The organism is Dyella sp. GSA-30, from assembly GCF_027924605.1.
Lineage (GTDB): Bacteria > Pseudomonadota > Gammaproteobacteria > Xanthomonadales > Rhodanobacteraceae > GSA-30.
This window is the reverse complement of record NZ_AP027042.1, coordinates 3,587,652-3,605,614: the sequence shown is the minus strand read 5'-3', so window position 1 is coordinate 3,605,614 and position 17,963 is coordinate 3,587,652. Positions and strand designations below refer to the sequence as shown.

The 17,963-nt window shown below is 58.0% G+C and carries 5 protein-coding genes; all 5 read left to right on the top strand.

The features are described from left to right. Positions 1 to 22 precede the first annotated feature (22 nt). The 5 genes from QMG46_RS15460 to QMG46_RS15440 all read left to right on the top strand — a co-directional run bounded on the left by QMG46_RS15460 (position 23) and on the right by QMG46_RS15440 (position 17,963). Entirely contained in the window at positions 23 to 1,321 is a 1,299-nt protein-coding gene (locus QMG46_RS15460; protein ID WP_281848724.1) for a serine hydrolase domain-containing protein, read from the top strand. After that, positions 1,318 to 6,783, top strand: coding sequence for a non-ribosomal peptide synthetase (locus QMG46_RS15455; protein ID WP_281848723.1), 5,466 nt, complete (start codon positions 1,318 to 1,320; stop codon positions 6,781 to 6,783). Before QMG46_RS15460 ends, QMG46_RS15455 begins: the two co-directional genes overlap by 4 nt. A 106-nt stretch (positions 6,784 to 6,889) precedes the next feature. Further along, the gene (locus QMG46_RS15450) at positions 6,890 to 7,591 is read left to right on the top strand and encodes a 4'-phosphopantetheinyl transferase family protein (protein ID WP_281848722.1); all 702 of its coding nucleotides are present in this window, start codon (positions 6,890 to 6,892) and stop codon (positions 7,589 to 7,591) included. Next, the gene (locus QMG46_RS15445; RefSeq protein ID WP_281848721.1) at positions 7,591 to 12,609 is read left to right on the top strand and encodes a non-ribosomal peptide synthetase; all 5,019 of its coding nucleotides are present in this window, start codon (positions 7,591 to 7,593) and stop codon (positions 12,607 to 12,609) included. Before QMG46_RS15450 ends, QMG46_RS15445 begins: the two co-directional genes overlap by 1 nt. After that, entirely contained in the window at positions 12,606 to 17,963 is a 5,358-nt protein-coding gene (locus tag QMG46_RS15440) for a type I polyketide synthase (RefSeq protein WP_281848720.1), read from the top strand. Before QMG46_RS15445 ends, QMG46_RS15440 begins: the two co-directional genes overlap by 4 nt.

Below are 17,963 nucleotides of genomic sequence, written 5' to 3'. Positions count from 1 at the left end.
CGCTCTATAGAAAGGAAACTGCATGAATGCTGTTTCGTTTGGACGTATATTCGCTGTTTTGCTTACTACTTGCAGCGCACAGTATGCATTCGCCTCGTCGAGCGACTGCCAGGTCGGCGATAAAAACACATGGATGAGGAGCGAGTATGCCGATTGCTCCTTCCAGCACATTCAAGAAGTATTTCCGGTGCGTACCGTCGCACACAGCGCAAAGCTGGCGAGAGAATTTCGGCACGCCGATATCTCTGCGGCGCTTCGGTACACCTTTGCAGGGCAACCCAGATCGATTGACGAGTTCATGCGCCGAACTCGCGCGAAAGCTGTTGTGTTCGCTTCCAACAATACCTTGTTGCTCGAACGCTACGCGGGCGGGGCAAACGAGGAAACCAGTTTTTTGACGTTTTCCATCACCAAATCCATAGTCTCCACGCTTGTTGGAGTCGCCATAGACCGGCATTTGATCGGAAGCGTGGATGATCGGGTCGACGCGTATAAAAAAGATCTCGCCGATACCGCCTATCGCGACGTGCGCATTCGCGATCTGATGATGATGGCGTCGGGTACGTCGTTCAACGAGAACTACGACGATCCGAATTCTAGTATCGCTAAGTTCTTCGGCCTGGTGAACCGAAACCAAGGTGGGTTATACGAGTACGTTCGTTCGTTCGGGAGTGAGCGACCCGCTGGAACGGTATTTCGATACTCCAGCGCTGATACCGAAGTGTTGGGAGCGGTATTGGAAAGCGCCACCCATGAGCATTTAGCGGATTTTGCTTCGCAGGAGCTTTGGTCAAGGGTAGGGGCGGAGGCGGACGCGTACTGGGTATTGGACGCACCGGACGGGCGAGAAGTCAGTGCGGGAGGATTCTCCGCACGCGCGCGAGATCTCGCACGGTTTGGAATGGTCTTTGCCGATGCAGAAAAGAAGCGAGAGGACGGGGGCATTGTTTCCCGCGCTTGGATAAGGGATGCCATTACGCCACAGCGGCAATTTGCCGAATTCGGCAATTTATCTGCCGGAAGGGGCATCGTTCCTGGCGCCGATTTAGGCTACGGCTATCAATGGTGGCTGCGGCGATCTCCCGATCTAACGGTCGTAGCGATGGGAATGTATGGGCAGTTTATCCTGATCGATCCAAAGCGCGGATCGGTACTTGTCGTTACAAGTGCGTGGGAACGCCCGTACATTCGCGAGCACTACGAGGAGGTCCTTGCCCTGTTCGAGAGCTTGCAGACATCCATCGATTCCGCATGCCAAGTGCGGCTGAAAAAAAAGGGCGCCGTCTCGCAGCGCGTCAGGCCTGAATGGTGCGCGGTATGAAGCACATAGGTACGGATAACAAGCCAATGGCCGCACACGCGTCGGAGAAAGAGAGTCCGGGCACAGCCAGTCTGGCCCTTCCGATAGACGTCGACGCGTGGTTTCCCCTCAGTTCCATGCAAGAAGCCTACTTGGTGGGCCAATCAGACTCTTACCACATCGGCAATATCCCTTGTCTCGCCTACTTCGTCTTCGATGTCGGTGACATTGATGCCGATCGGTTCGAGAAAGCATGGAACGCCGTCGTCGCCAGGCATGCAGCGTTGCGCAGCATTTTTTCGCTAGAGCTTGGCCAACACGTTCTTGAGACCGTGCCGCCTGTCCGCATCGAGCGATTCGGGCAAATCGAAGAGCGGGCGGTTGTCGAGCGCTTCTCGCAGAAAAAGCACGACGCCGGTACCTGGCCGCTGTTTCAGTGTGGATTTTCAACCACCCCGCAGGGTCGTTGGCGGTTTCATGCCGAATTCAATGTTCTTGCAGCCGATGGCGACAGCATACAACTCATTTTTTCCGAACTGCTGCAATGCTATCGCGGGTATGAGCATCTTTTACCGGTTCTACGGTATTCATTTCGCGATTACTGTACGCGCCTGAGCCGGTTGCGCAGTCGCGGAAGCGATCTATCCGATAGCTACTGGCAGCAGCGATTGAGGGGGGCTTCCGGGCCGCCTGGTTTGCCACTCGCATGCCATCCATCGGAATTGGATCGCCCGACGTTTCGTCGTTTGCAGACCATGCTCGATCGGATTGGCTGGCAGAATCTAAAGGCACAGGCGACCCAGCGGAACCTAAGCCCGACAGCCGTCTTCCTGGCTTCGTACTGCCTGACTTTAGCGGCATGGTCTCGCCACAAAGCCTTCGTTTTGGGCGTCACTACTTTTCAACGTCCGGAGTGGCACCCGCAAATCAACCACATCGTAGGGGACTTTACCGGTCTGCTGCCCTTTTGCGTCGAAGTGGCTGGGCAATCGACCTTTAGCGAGCAAGCCGAAACGCTGCAGAAGACGCTCTGGACGGATCTGTCGAACTTCGGATCAACCTCGACGATGTCGCTGCGCCAGCAGCTGAACCGCGAACAAGACGATAGGGTCCGCGGACTCCCGGTAGTCTTTACCAGTCTATTGGGCAAGACGGCCTCTGTTGAGGACTGGGTGTTGGTCGGCGGAATCACCCAAACGCCGCAGGTATGGATTGACCATCAGGTAGTGGAAACCGCCGAAGGGGTTCTGCTTTGCTGGGATGCGGTTGAAGGGCTATGGCCGGAAGGTCTGCTGGAAGAGATGTTCTCTCATCACTGCGAGCGTCTGGAAGCCTTGGCCCGAGGCACGGGATGGGAGTCGAGCCGGCCATCGACCGAGCCGTCAACCTTGGATCAACCGGCTGCCGAAGGATTGCTGCCTATATACCCTCCGGCGCACTTCGGTGATCGAATCGCGGTTGTCACGCCGGAACTAACGCTTTCGCATGCCCAGGTCGCACGCTATGCCGTGTCGACGGCCGCGGCGCTCTTGGCCGCCGGCGCAAAAAAAGGCGATCGAGTCGCTGTCGTAATGCATAAGGGATGGGAACAGGTGGTCGCGACGCTTGCGACGACGCAGGCGGGGCTCGTATACGTTCCTATTTCTCCCGATCTGCCGATCGCTCGTGTGCATCAGCTGTTTGCCAGATGCGACATCAACATGGCCTTGACCCAGTCCGCCTGGAGCGGCGAGGGTTTGCTCCCACCCGAATGCAGGTGCATAACGATTCCCGGCAACGATGATGCGCGCGCCGGCGGCCTGGGGGAATCACGCACGGTCGATGATCTGGCTTATGTCATTTTTACTTCGGGATCCACCGGACAGCCTAAAGGCGTCGCGATGCGGCAAGGCGCCGTGCACAATACCATCGTGGATATCAATCGCCGCTTCGGCGTGACTGAAACCGATCGCGTATTGTCGATTTCCTCCTTGAGTTTCGATCTTTCCGTATATGACATCTTCGGCTTGGTCGCGGTCGGCGGTGCCGTCGTGCTGCCCGGAGCGGACGACTTACGCGATCCGCAAGCGTGGGTGGCTTTGATGGAGCACGCAAACGTCACCGTATGGAATACGGTTCCGGCGCTAATGCTCATGCTGGTGGAATATCTGGAAACTTCCAATGCCATTGCGCCCCGTTCCTTGCGCCTGGTGCTTTTGAGCGGCGACTGGATTCCGACCACGCTACCTTCGCGCATCGAGGCCCTCTTTGAGGGCGTGCGTGTTGTGAGTCTCGGTGGAGCCACCGAAGCAGCTATATGGTCGGTCTACCATGGGATCGACCAAGTGGACCCATCGTGGACCAGCATCCCTTACGGCAAGGCACTCGGTGGGCAGACGATCGATGTCTACGACGATGAGCTATTGCGGTTGCCCGACTGGGTGACGGGGGAGATCTGCATTGGCGGACATGGCCTGGCCAACGGCTATTGGCGCGATGAAGCGCAAACAGAGGACCGCTTCGTTGTGGACAGCCATGGCATTCGGCTCTATCGCACTGGAGACCTCGGCCGGCGCATGCCAGGCGGAACAATTGAACTACTAGGTCGCGAAGATGGACAGGTTAAAATAAACGGGTTCCGGATAGAGCTGAAAGAAATCGAAACGGCTCTGGAAGCGTATGAAGACATCCAGGCTAGTTGTGTCGTCGTGCGGGACAAGCGCATCGTCGCCTATGTTGCCTCGTCGCCCGACTCTCTCTTCAACGAACAGGAGCAATTGGCGCGACTCAGGCAACAACTGCCGTCCTACTTGATCCCCCATCGCATTTTGTGCGTGGAAGAAATTCCCTTATCTTCCAATGGCAAGGTAGACAGGGACGCCTTGCCCCAGCCGGATGAGCTTGCGGCACCAAAAAGCGAGGCCCTCACCGAGACACAGCGCGGAGTGTGCGAGGCCGTTGCGGAAATCCTCGGCTGTTGCTTTCCATGCCTGGAGGACGATTTCTTCAGATTGGGCGGTACCTCCATACAACTGATACGCCTTCATCGACGCCTTCGCGAACGCTTCGATGTCGACTGTGCGCTGCGCGAAGTGGTCGCCGATACGCGTGTGGTCGCTTTGGCCGAGCTTATCTGGAGAAAACAGGGTTCCGGCACGTCCGTCGAGGAAAGCGTCTTCGTCTGCGGTACGTCGCTGGATGAGGAATTTCCCATGCTGCCACTGCAGCAAGCCTACTGGCTCGGTCGACGGAACGATTTGGATCTTGGCGGGCTCGCACCGCATATTTATCTAGAACTCGAAGTTCCCGATCTCGATGTCGACCGTTGTCAGCGGGCGTGGAATGCATTGGTGCAGAGACATCCTGCGTTGCGCACCGTGTTCACCGAGGATGCAAGGCAGCGGGTTCTGGGCTCCGTGCCGAATATTGAAATTGCCATAGTCGATCTGCGAGGGGAGAACGGCGATATGGTCGCATCGCGCCGCGACCAACTCCGTCAAAGGTTGTCTCATCAAGTCTTGGATCCCGGCGTGTGGCCTCTGTTCGAATTCGCGGTCAGCCGCGACGACGTCGGGACGCGTTGGCACATAAGCATGGATCTGCTGATTGGAGATGCGTGGAGCATGCAGATACTGATGCGCGAGTTTGCGCAGCTGTATCACGCACCGAATCGAATATTGCCGACGCTGAGCGCAAGCTTCAAAGATTGGGTCTTATGGCGCGAAGCCCACGCACATTCCGCAAAGCGCGAATGCAGCAGGCAGTTCTGGAGGCACAAACTCGGCGATCTGCCTGCTGCTCCGAGCCTCCGGGCTCGCCGCGACGAGGTGCAATCGGCGCGCAAGTTTCAGCGCTGTAGACACATATTTTCCAATGCTTCATGGTCCTCGCTGCGGTCGCGCGCTGCAGATAACGGCCTTACGGCGGTCTGTACCCTATTGTCCGCTTTCTGCGCCGTCCTGAGACGTGGCGGCGCAGACGAGCGCTTCCTGCTAAGCGCGACCTTTTTCGATCGCGACGATGTGCATCCCGATATTCGTCATCTGGTGGGAGATTTCACTTCGTTGATGCTGCTGCCGTGTGCGTGGCAGGATCGCAATGATTTTCTTGCCAATGCAAAAGTCATCCAGTCTTCACTTTTCGAAATAATGGAGCATGCTGACCTTTCTGCCATTGAGGTGATACGCATGGCCGCATCACACAGGGCGATCACAGCGCCGGTAGTTTTCACGAGCACCCTCGATATAAGCGAGTCAGACGGCTCAGTTTCCGACTTTCCCGCGAAGGAGATTTTCTCTCTCTCGCAAACTCCACAGGTTTGGCTCGATCATCAAGTAAGCGAGGAAGCGGGCGCGCTCGTCGTCACCTGGGATTTTCGCAGCGACCTGTTCGATTATGATGCGATTCACACCTTGTTCAACAGCTATGTCGCCGCCATCGAAGCCCTCGCCGAAGGCAGTGAGGGTGCGTGGGTATCGAAGGTCCCCTTACTCGGAGGAAAGGAGCAAACGCCCGCCACGAACCCGGCATCGGACTATATGAGCATGTATCGCAGCCGGCCAGCGCTCAGGCGCGGCATGGACTTCGAGATCACATTGCCGAGCGAGAAACGAGCGCAACGGCTCGCTTTGCAACGAAACTCGAGCAAGAGTTTTTACCAGAGAGCGATTTCTCAGGAAGCGTTTGGCGCGCTTTTGGATTGCCTCGCCGATGTTCCACATGCGGACCGTTTCGTTCCGAAACGTGCTTACGGTTCGGCAGGCAGTCTCTATCCGGTCCAGATATATGTGTCGCTCCAGCACGGTAACGTGGAAGGGCTGGACGCGGGAACTTACTACTACAATCCGGATCGTCATGCCCTCAATCGCACCGGCGAGGCCTGCGAATTTCCATCCGCGTCAGCACTGAAAGACGGATTCGCCATCATGCTAGTCGCTTGCATGGACGCAATCGAGCCGATCTATGGCGAGCGTTCCCGTGATTTCGCGTTGATCGAAGCCGGGCTTATCGCCCAGACCCTCGAGACCTGGGCGCCTCAATACGGAATAGGAATGTGTCAGGTTGGGTGGCCCGCTCCGCATGGATGGAATAATGCGGTCGGCGCGGCCGATGGACACGTCTATCTGCACACTATCGTAGGCGGAGCCACTGCAGCGGAGCACGACGAAACACCGGCGGTCGAAGCAGAGACGCAGGGGGAGCAAGCAAATCTCAGCAGAACTAATGCGCCAGCGTTCGGCGAGATCGAACGGCTGCGGGATGTTCTTGCCGGTATTTTAAGCGAAGTACTGGGTGGAGCCGAGATGAAAGCCGATACGAACTTTTTCCGTTCAGGAGGCGATTCCGTGCATGCTGTCCGCGCGTCAGGACGAGCGTCTCGGATTTTGGGCTTTTCGGCGCCGCTGCGGGATCTGCTCGAAAACCCGACACCGCAGGGCTGGGCGGATGCTTTGTTACACCGACATCGGCTGCCGGGTGCAGCGAACACCGAGCTCCGGCTTTAGGCTCGGGTTGCGGTCGTCGATGGCACACCCGAACGCAGTATCGAGGTTCACGGAAATGCATTCCCAAGCTTCGGCTGCGCCCACGCCGGTCGTCTGGATTTGCTCCTTGGACCTCGATGCGGCGGCTCTTTCGAACGACGCTAGCGGCATCCTTTTGGACGAGCGAGAATCGACGAAGATGCACGCGTTTGTTTCTCCGCTTCATGGGCGCCGGTTCGCGGTATGCCGAACCGCGCTGCGGCGGCTGCTCGGCAGCAGCGCGGGGATCGCGGCAGACGATGTCCGCATCGACTACGGAGAGCAAGGGAGGCCCTTTTTGGCGAATCCCTCAGGTATCCTCGATTTCAACGTAGCGCATTGCCAAAACGCAGCCGTGATTGCTTTGTCCACATCGACCAATGTCGGCATCGACATCGAGAGAGACGAGGATGGCGAGCGTATCTACGCCGAACTTGCGCCCATTGTCTTGACCAGTGACGAACGCGCGGCCTTGGTGCGAGAGCTGCCGGCACAGCGCGGACGGGCATTTTTCGCCTACTGGACCGCTAAAGAAGCCTTTATGAAGCTCATTGGTACGGGATTGTCGATCGATCCGAGCCGTATCCAGGTGGAATGGAAAAAGGGCTATCGGCAAGGTCGAGTAAGGTGTTGCGAAAATCCGATGCCTGCCGCAAGCCTTTTCGCAGTCGATGTTGGCGCCGACGCTATCTGCACACTCGCCACTGCGATAGACGAAGTGGCCGTCTGCCGAACGATGCTTGAAGATGCTACATCCGGCAAAATCGATCTCTTAGCGAGGAAATATTGATGTTGACGTTGCTTGACGCCATCGAGCGGCACGAACAGCGTCAGCCCGACGCCATCGCCTTACGGTTTCTGAAAGATCCAGACGCGGCTGCGGACGAAATAACTTATACCGAGCTGTGCGAGCGCTTTCGTAGCTTCGGCAAAAGATTGTTGTTGGATGAGATGTCGCACGAACGCGTCATCATTGCTTGCAGTTCAGGCATCGACTATGTGGTGGCTATTCTAGGCTGTTTCTTTGCAGGTGCCGTTGCGGTGCCTTACATGGCCCCCAGAGCGCGCATGCGTGCGCGCTTTGTCGAGATGCTCGTCGCTTGCGATGCAGCCGCAGTGGTCGTCGATTCTCCCGCTGATATGGCTGCGCTTGGTGATCTTGAGTGTGTGCGAGCGGTACGTGTTTATCCCGGTGTGCGCGAAAGCGCCTATCCCGGAGAGCGGCCTGGCTCGGCACGACAAAACCCGATCGCCTATCTTCAGTACACGTCGGGTTCCACGCGGCGTCCCAAAGGCGTCATCGTCGGGCATGCGAACTTGCTCGCGAATGCTCGGATGATCCAGGACGTCTTCGCACAAGATGCCTCAAGTTCATGGCTCGGCTGGCTGCCTTTGCATCACGATATGGGGCTGGTAGGCATGATCATGCACCCGCTGTTCTGCGGGATAACAAGTACATTTATGTCGCCAATGACATTCGTTCGCGACCCGTTGTTTTGGATCATGGCGATCTCCCGCTATCGAGCCACGACCGCCGGCGGCCCGAACTTTTCCTTTGAGCTATGCGCGCGTTCTTATGATGCCACCCGGCTCGACGGAGTGGACCTGTCCAACTGGTCTGTCGCGTTCAACGGAGCCGAAACGGTCAGCCTGGAGACGATGCGGCTATTTTCGGATCGTTACAGTGGCCACGGCTTTCGCATGGAAGCATTCAAGCCATGTTATGGGCTGGCGGAAGCCACTTTGATCGTAAGCGCCGTCGGCAGACAAGAACCTTTTCAGCTTGCTGCCGGTCCGGATGGCAAGAGCCGTGTCGGACTGGGCGCGCCGGTGTCGCCAGCCCGTATAAGGCTGTTCGATTCCATCAGTGGCACATTGTTCGATGAGCCTGGCCGCATCGGTGAGATATGTGTCGGTGGGCCGTCGGTAACTGTCGGCTATTGGGGGGCGGATGCCGACACCGACACGATGCTTGTTGATTCGCTCGGGCCGCTTCTGCGCACTGGAGATTTGGGGTATTTCGCGGACGGGCAACTCACCATCTGTGGCCGCACTAAGGAAATGATGATCGTTCGCGGACGCAACTTGTACCCGACGGACCTAGAACACGCAGTTTTCGAAGTAAAAGAACCCCACCGGCCCCAGGCAAGCGCCGCGTTCTCGGTCGAGGTAGAGGGGGAAGAACAGGTCGTGCTTGTGATCGAAGTGCATCGTCACACGAAGCAGGAAGCGCTGGAGGCGATGGCCGACTTTATCCGGCGGAAGGTAGCCGAGGATTTTGATATTGGCCTATTCAGCGTCGTTGCTGTTTACCATCGATCGCTGCCACGCACTACGAGCGGCAAAATTCAGCGGATGCTATGCAAGCAGCTTTTTCTTGAGCACAAGCTTTCCACGCTATTTGAACATCACGTGGCCGCACCGAGAACGGCGCAGAAAGTCGGAGCACGGGAGGATTTTGAGACCGTGCTGGCGTTGATCCTTGGTCGTGATTTGACGATTGGCGACTGGCAGTCTCACCTAACGGCTTTAGGGCTCGATTCATTAGGAGCCAGCCGACTATCCGCTCTGCTTCGAGGGAAAGCAGGCCTTGTATTTCCAAGCCAGCTTCTTTATAACGATGCGACCCTCTGGCAAATCGCTGATGCGCTGGTTCCGGTTCCGGTTCCGCCTGCGCAAAACCAACGACGATCATACGATATATCCGAAGGGCAACAGGCACTGCTACTGCTTCATCAAGCGCATCCGTTATCGAGCCGGCATACGATTGCAAGAACGCTGGTGTTTCCATCGAACCCTAATTGCCACGACGTGCGGCTGCATGTTGAGCGTCTGCTTTCTTCGGTCGATGCGGCGCGCGCGCGCTTCGAGCTGTCAGATTCAGCACAGTGGCAGATGCGCTGCGATGAACAACCGCTTGTACTCGAGCAGGACTTCCAGCGCATGGAGCAAGCGGTCGACTGGGTCGCACAACGTTGTGCCGAGCCGTGGGACGTGTCGTCGGCGCCGTTGGTCGAAGTCGCTCTGCTGTGGTTGCCTGGCAAGACAGCTGTCTTTGTCCGTGCACACCACTTGGTCAGCGACCAGCAATCGGTCGAGTTGCTGCTCCGGGCGATCGCGCCCGCGTTCGGCGGCAGCGTTTGTGCAATTCCAGCCGGAGCTTTAGGCGCGCAGGCGCGACGGGAGATTCAATGGCTATCAGGTGCTCGAAGGCTGCACGCGGAAGCCACTTTCAAACGACACTTGCTCGAGCCGCTTCCGTACCTGGATTTGCACGGAAAGCCGCGCGAATCGCTCGCTGCTGCTGGAGCGTCGCTCACACTAGTCCTTCCCGATGCATTGCATCGATCGCTGCCCGAGATATGCCGCCAGTTTCACACGACTGAATACGTCGTTCTGCTTGCTCTTTTCTTTGTTGCCCTGGCGCGAACCACCGGTGAACATGATTTGGTGGTCGGTTGCGCCGCGGATTGCAGGGAGGAAGAAGCTGACTATGCAACGGTGGACAATTACGCAAACCTAACGCCTGTTCGTGCTCGACTCCAGCCGGAGATGAGCGTATCTGGGCTCATCGCGCAGATCAGGGCCCTCGTGGCCGACATGAGCGATTGTCGCGCTTACCCGTTTTCGCGTCTCGTTGAATACCTTCGTCCCACACGCAGAGCCGGCGTCTTACCTCTTTTCGAAACACTGTTCATGACTCACCGAGCCGACTCGTCTGGGCATGCGGCTTTGATTTTCGGAACCTCGGGCGAAACGTTTTCATTTGCCGGGGTATCGGCCGAATCGCTGTCGACGGCGATTCCGGAGTTGCCTTTCGATCTCCGCTGCGATGTCGTGTGCACTCCAGCCCAGGTACTGGTGAAGTTGGAATACAGGGTGGAACTGGTTTCGCAACAAGTCATTGAGGATGTGGCGCGAAATTACGCCGAAGTGGCCATCGCCGTAGCCAATTCGCCTGATCACGTCGTATACGGTGCACTCGCGCGCACCGAGCCACTATTCGGCAAAGCGGAGTCTTCGCCCTGGAACGACTTGCCTTCGAGCGTGGTTCGCTGCGCGCTCGAACATCCCGACAGTGTCGCGGTCATTGATTGTTCCGGAGCGCATTCATACAGGGAGCTCGATCAAAGAAGTGCCGCTATTGCCGCAAAATTGCGAAACCTTGGTGTGGTCGACAATGCGTGTGTCGCGCTACAGCTTGAGCGCAACTTCGATATGGTTGCTGCGCTATTAGGTATTTGGCGCGCCGGCTGCTTCTACGCGCCAGTCCCCGACACCTTGCCTGCATCAAGAGTTGAACAGCTCGTCAGCGCCAGCGCCTCCGTGATGACCGTCGACGAAGCGTTCCTGTCTCAACTGGAGAGGGCCGCCGCCCCGGAACGCGCAGGGCCTCGCATCGCCTATCGCATATTCACCTCCGGTACCACCGGGCGGCCAAAGTGCGTGGACGTGACCTCTGCAGGCCTATCGAACTTGCTGTACGCCATGCAGGCGGAATTGGAATTGAACTCAGCCGATGCGTTCGCGGCGACGACATCTATCGGATTCGACATGGCTGCACTTGAAATATGGCTGCCTTTGATGATTGGCGCAAAAACAGTGTTGCTTGGCAAGGAGGATTCGATGAATGGCGAGCGGTTCGATGCGGCAATACGAAGCAACGGCATCACCGTGGTTCAGGGCACGCCATCGTGGTACAGCAACCTGGTGGCGTCGCAATGGCAAGGCAACGTCGGCTTGCGCATGATCAGCGGTGGAGAGCGCCTGGACTGGAATCTGGCGTCACAGCTTCTGCGTCGTGGAGAACATCTATGGAACGGATACGGGCCGACGGAGACAGCCGTGTTTTCCGTAGTGCAAAAAATCAGTTCCTCAGGCGTTGCGCCCGCAACGGGATCGGCTCCAATAGGAAGGCCGCTTCCCAACACGATACTGTTGCTTCTGGACCACGAATTGCAACCCACCATTCGCGGCGACGATGGCGATCTTTTCATTGGTGGTAGCGGCCTTGCGGACGGTTATTTCGGGGATCCGGAACTCACATCCCAACGTTTCGTTTCGTTGCCGGGACAGGCGCAAGGACAAAAGTTCTATCGTACTGGCGACAGAGCTCGAATGAACGCCGACGGCACGTTGGAGTTCAGGGGGCGACTCGATCGGCAGATCAAGATAAAAGGGCATCGATTGGAATTGGCGGAAGTCGAGGCGCACTTGCTCGACCTTTCCGGCGTACGCCAAGCGTTCGCGTTTGCACTTGCCGGAGATGAGGGAGAGCAGGAAATCTGGGCCGCGCTAGTTGCGACGTCGGGGGATGAGGCAAACGCGACGGACATCGATTTGCGCCGGCAATTGCTGGCCAAGGGCGTTCCAGCACACGCCATACCGGTGCGCCTGAAATGGTTCGACCATCTACCGCTCAATGGCAGCGGCAAAGCCTGCGTTGTGTCAATCGCGGAAGACATGAGACGACATGCACCTCGCGCCACTGTTTTGCCGGCGTTGGGCGACGCTTTGCAAATACAAATCGCAGCGGCTTGGCAAGAGGTGCTCGGGCGCGCTGTCGATGACATCCATACCAGTTTCTTCGATTATGGAGGCACTTCGCTGCAATTGGTAAGGCTGCAGCGCGCCGTGTCCCAACGGACCGGATTATCGATAGACGTCCTCGATTTGCTGCATACCGGCGGCGTGGCGCATCTCGCGCAGCGATTGCAAGGATCGAACCATTCCATATTGGAAAATCGCCGCCCCGTCAGCACGACGGCTATGCGGCGGCGGCGCACTGACGAAGAATCAAATCAATGAACGACGAAGCTATAGCCATCATTGGGATGGCCTTGCGAGCCCCGCAAGCCGAAACCCTGGAAGAATACTGGCATTTGCTGCTGGCAGGACGCGATTGCCTCACGCGCGGCCCGGGCTTGCAAGACAGTTCCAGCGGCGAGGAGGACCGGTTTGTTGACGTTTGTGGAAAACTCCGCGATATCGACGCATTCGACGCCGCTTTTTTCGAGTTCCGCCCGAGCGAGGCTGAGCTCATCGACCCGCAGCAGCGCTTTTTTCTCGAATGCGCCTGGGAAGCTCTCGAGTCCGCCGGGCATCTCCAGAGTCGTGACCGCAAGCGTATCGGCGTCTACGCGTCCGCCGGGTTTTCCACCTATCTGGCTGACAATGTCTATCCTACGCATGCCCATGCGAAGGATGGCGAGCGGCTCGAGTTGCTGCTGGCAAACGATCGGGATTTCTTCGCGGCGCGAGTTGCCTACAAACTCGATCTGAAAGGTCCGGCTGTCATGGTGCAGGCAGCATGCGCCAGTTCGCTGGCTGCGGTTCATTTCGCCGTCCAGTCTCTTCTGTTGGGCGAATGCGACATGGCGTTAGCCGGCGGGGCTGCGATCGATGTCAGCCGAGGGGACGGATACTACTACGAACCCAATCTCATTTTTTCGTCAGACGGAAATGTGCGAAGCTTTGATCGGGATGCTAGCGGCACGGTGCCTTCCGCTGGGGCGGGGGTGGTGCTGTTGAAGCGACTCGAAGACGCCATCAACGACGGCGATCCAATCCACGCTGTCGTGCTGGGTTCAGCGATGACGAACGACGGCGGGGCACGAGCGGGCATGACAGCACCGACCGCCGAGGGCGTTGCACGGGCCGCCAGGGAGGCTCTCACCGTGGCTCGCACGCGAGCGGAGGAGGTGGGCTATATCGAGGCCCACGGAAGCGGCACTCGTCTGGGTGACCGCACTGAAGTCCGTGGCCTGCTGGCGACATACGCCAATGCGCGCCGCACCGCCCCGTGTTGGATCGGCTCCGTGAAATCCAACATCGGCCATCTCGATGTCGCTTCGGGTGTCGCCGGGCTGATCAAGGCCGCGCTTATTGCATATCACGGTCGTATACCGCCGTCCATCAATTGCCGCCAGTCTCTGCAAGAACTGGAGGGCGACGCTGCGCAGTTGCGAGTGGTTCGCAGCGAGGAGGCACTGGTTGCGCCAGAGGGCGGCGTGCCGAAAGTCGGCCTCAACTCAATGGGTTTGGGCGGACACAATGTGCACTTCATCCTCGCCCGGCACGTAGATTCGCCGCGCACAAGATCTGCATCTTCGGACTTCGAATTGCTTGCCTGGAGCGCCCGTGAGGAAGCGGCGGCTAACGCACTCGGCGATAGAATTGCCACGCATCTGCAGACGCATTCGACGCAGTCGCTGCACGACGTTGCCTTTGCCCTTGCTGCTTGCCGCCCAGATTGGTCCGTGCGGCGGGCGGTCGTTGTCGAACGGAATGGGCCGGATCTTGTTGCACAGTTGCGCGACGCAACGCGCGGCCGCTCTCCAGGGCTGCCTCGTCTTGTCATTGGACAATTTCCAGGGCTCGGCGAGATTCCAAGATTCGATCGAGTAGCGATGACTGGTTGTTCCGAACTGCTACGTGTTGTGGATGACTGTCTTGCATGGACGGAAAGAGAACAAGGCGCCGAGTTCGCGCTTGAACTCAGTCACGCGCTGAGCGAGCAGCCCATGGCCGGTGGCATCTTCCTGATGTCCCCACAGCCACCGAATCCATTCTCGCTTGCCGTTAGACATGCGGCACTCTGTGTCTGGTCGGTGGCGATGGCGCGGCAGTTTGTGGCGTGGGGGCTAAAAGTCGACGCATGGTGCGGATACAGTCTGGGTGAATTTGCAGCAGCAGTGATGGCTGGGATTTTTAGCCTGGAAGACGCGTTGCGTTTGGTTTTGGCGCGCGCGGCTCTGCTGGCGAGCGATGTCTCTTACGGCTCCCTGCTGGCCGTTTCGGAAGATGCCGAAGCCATCGCCCCATTTCTGTCCGATGACCTATTCGTGGCGATAGACGCCGGTCCTGGGTTTTGCGTGGTCGGCGGACAGGCCCAAAGTCTGCAGCGTTTTTCCAAGGATGCTGCGGCGCGTGACATAGCGATCAAACCCCTGGACGGAAATGGCGCTTTTCATACGCGGCTCGCGACTGCTGCGCTGCCTGCCTTCCAGGCTGTCCTGGGCGGCGTGCAATGGAACCGGGGTACGGCGCGCTTCGATTCCGGACTGCTTGGCCTTCCCGATGCAGGTGAACAGGCCTCCTCAGCCGCTTACTGGATGCGGCACTTGGTCGAATGTATTCAGTACCGCAATTTGCTCGACAATCAATTTTTGCGAGGGCCAACAACTCTGATCGAGTTCGGGATGGGCGGCGATTTGACGGCGATTGCCAAGCGCAGCGCTGGCGCCCTTCATGCTCAAGGGCAGGTAACGGCGTTGCGCTGTGCCGACCCGGAAGGAGGCGCATGCGAGCAACATATGCTAAAAGGACTCGCGCGCCTGTGGACACACGGTGCGGAGGTCGATTGGCGCCGCTATCACGATGCGAAACAGCAAACACCGCGTAGGGTCTGGTTGCCGACGTATCCTTTCCAACGCCAAAGCTACTGGATATCTGCACCACGATCCACGTCTGTCGGTGTTTCGCGGTCGAGCACGTACACGATCGGTTGGGAGCCGTGCATCTCGCAGCAGCGTGGCTCGCGCGACGTCGATTGCCTACGCATTCACATGACGGGAAAGGGCGATCTTTCGAATTCTCACGATATTGCGGTCTGGTTTGATCTGGGGTCGAATTCCTTCATCGCAGGGCAGCAGACCATTCCCGCCGCGGCCACTGAAGAGCTGGCTGCCTTGCTCGAATCATTTTCGAGTCGGCATATCGTGCTTCACTTCGATGCAGTCGACTACGACAAATATGACTTCCGCGCAGCAGGTCAGCTATCCAGTGCTCTCGTATGCGTCGCACGAGCAGCGGAGCAGCTGCGTGCGAAGCGATTCGTCGTCGTAGCGAATCAAGCCTTTTGGATCGACCGAAACGATACCGGACGTCCCATTGGTCAAATGCTTGCGGCATGCACGTTGGTGCTCGAGCAAGAATGCCCGGCACTGTCGTACTCGTTTCTCGATCTCGGCGGCGACCGGCATTCACTGGAGCGCGTGCTGCGCCTGCTGCCGGACATGGGCGGCATTTACGCGTGGCGTAAAGGGCAGCTTCTTGAACGTACAGCTTGTCCTCTCATCGTCTCACCCGTGGCGCATCCGTTGTTGAGGAACGATGCAACGTACTTGATCACCGGCGGCGGCGGGATGCTTGGAGCGCCTATTGTTGCTCACCTTCGCGAGACCTATGGTGCGCGCGTGATCGTGGTGGGGAGGTCGATTGAAGAGGCGGCCCACACAGGGGACAACGCTGCGGCCAATTCCGGCATAGTAAGGATCGCCGCCGACGTTTGCGACGCCGATTCGTTAAGTCGCGGTCTTGCCCGGGCTGGAATCGGCGTCACGGAGATCAATGGCATCTTCCACTTGGCCGGATTGACGATGGAGGTGGCGACCATAGGAGAGCTGTCGTCGTCACATATCGATCAACAATTGGCGACACGCTGCCAGGGCATGGCCGTGCTCGACACGCTGTTCGGATCCGATGGTCCGGATTTCAAAGTCGTGTTCTCCAGCACGGCGTCGATCCTGGGAGGCCGGGGCCTCTATGGCTACGCGGCTTCTTGTGCCCTTGCAGACGGATTGGCTCAAAGTCGGACGCGCGCTGGATCCGCGTGGCTGAGTTTGGGCTGGGATGGGTGGAAATGGGCAGGAAATAATGCAGACGCGTTTGCTTTGGGAGAGCATTTTTTCAACGTCGACGAGGCGCTGGAATTGTTGGATAGCCTGTTGGTACATGGGCAGCAAGGGCACGTGCTATGCATGAAGGGGGACTTCGTCAAACGCTTGAGTGCCGCAAAGCACGGCAAGCGCAGTGCGCCTTCGATACGCACGGGCGGAGATCAATCATCGGTTAAAGCTGCCGTGAAGAATTCGCTCGACGACCTCGTCGTCGGCCTCTGGACGGAGATGATGGGACGGCCTGTCGATCCGGACGATGAGTTCTTCGAACTGGGAGGCGATTCCCTGTTGGCGGTTCGTATCACGGGGGCGGTTCGCAAGCGCTGGGGCGTGCGTCTGCCGATGACCCTGTTCATGGAAAAGGCAACGCCTCGCCGGTTCGCTCGAGCCTTGTCGGAACAATTGGCGACGCAAGGGGAAAGCGCGATTGTCTCCGCGTTGCAGAATTCGGAATCGGGGCGAAAGGCTGCAGGCGGGGCGCGCCTGGCCGACCTGACGCCCGTGCTAAATGCAGCCGCGCGACTGATCATGGCTCGTACATGCTGCAATGTCGAAGCACCCGAGGCGGTCTTGCCCAAGCATGAACGCTTGTTTCAATACTTTAAGGAAATCGTGGACGACGATTCCAGACTTTCGTCAATAAGCCACGAGCGCATCGACTCTGAATTGCAGGCATTGGAAGCGCGATTGCGCGGCATGACCGACGAACCCGCCTACGAGGCGCTGATTTCTTGCGTCATTCAATTGGGAAAGAAGATGGATCGGATCGTTCAAGGATTCGATTCGGCATTGGAGATCCTGTTCGAAGGCGACGATCAGTCCTACGCGTCCATGGCCTACCGCCACATGCCAGAAGCGGCGAAGGTGCTCGACTGCCTGAGTGAACTAGGCGCCGCATTCGCCAGCCGAAATGCCGATCGGCCGTTACGCGTGCTCGAGATCGGCGGCGGCTTGGGGGTGGCGACGGAGAAGCTGATACCGCAACTTCCGGCCGGCACTGAGTATATTTTTAGCGATATTTCTATTAGCTTTTTTCCTGAGATCCGCGATAGGTTTCCGCACATCACATGCGAGCTGCTGGATTTGGATGCCGTAGATCTAGCCGGGCAGTTCCAGGGTCGAGGTCCGTTCGACCTCATCGTAGGAGCGAACGCTTTGCATTGCGCGAAGTCGGTTGCGGGAGCGTTGCAGCGGCTTAAACCTCTGCTTGCGCCTGATGGCGCTCTGTTGCTGATGGAGGCGCTGTACAATGAGCCGTGGCACCTCATTGCCATGGGGCCTTTGGAAGGCTATTTGAGCTGCACGGATTTTCGATGCGCGCAGCCCGGGCCATTTCTCTCCATACCTATTTGGCGACGGATACTCTCCGAAGCGCAATTCGATATGCAGATGGATATTTCCGATATCGCGCGTTACGAGGGGTTGGGTCAAGCTGCATTCTTGGCAACGACTCAAGAAAATCCCTCTCGGAAGATGGGCTAA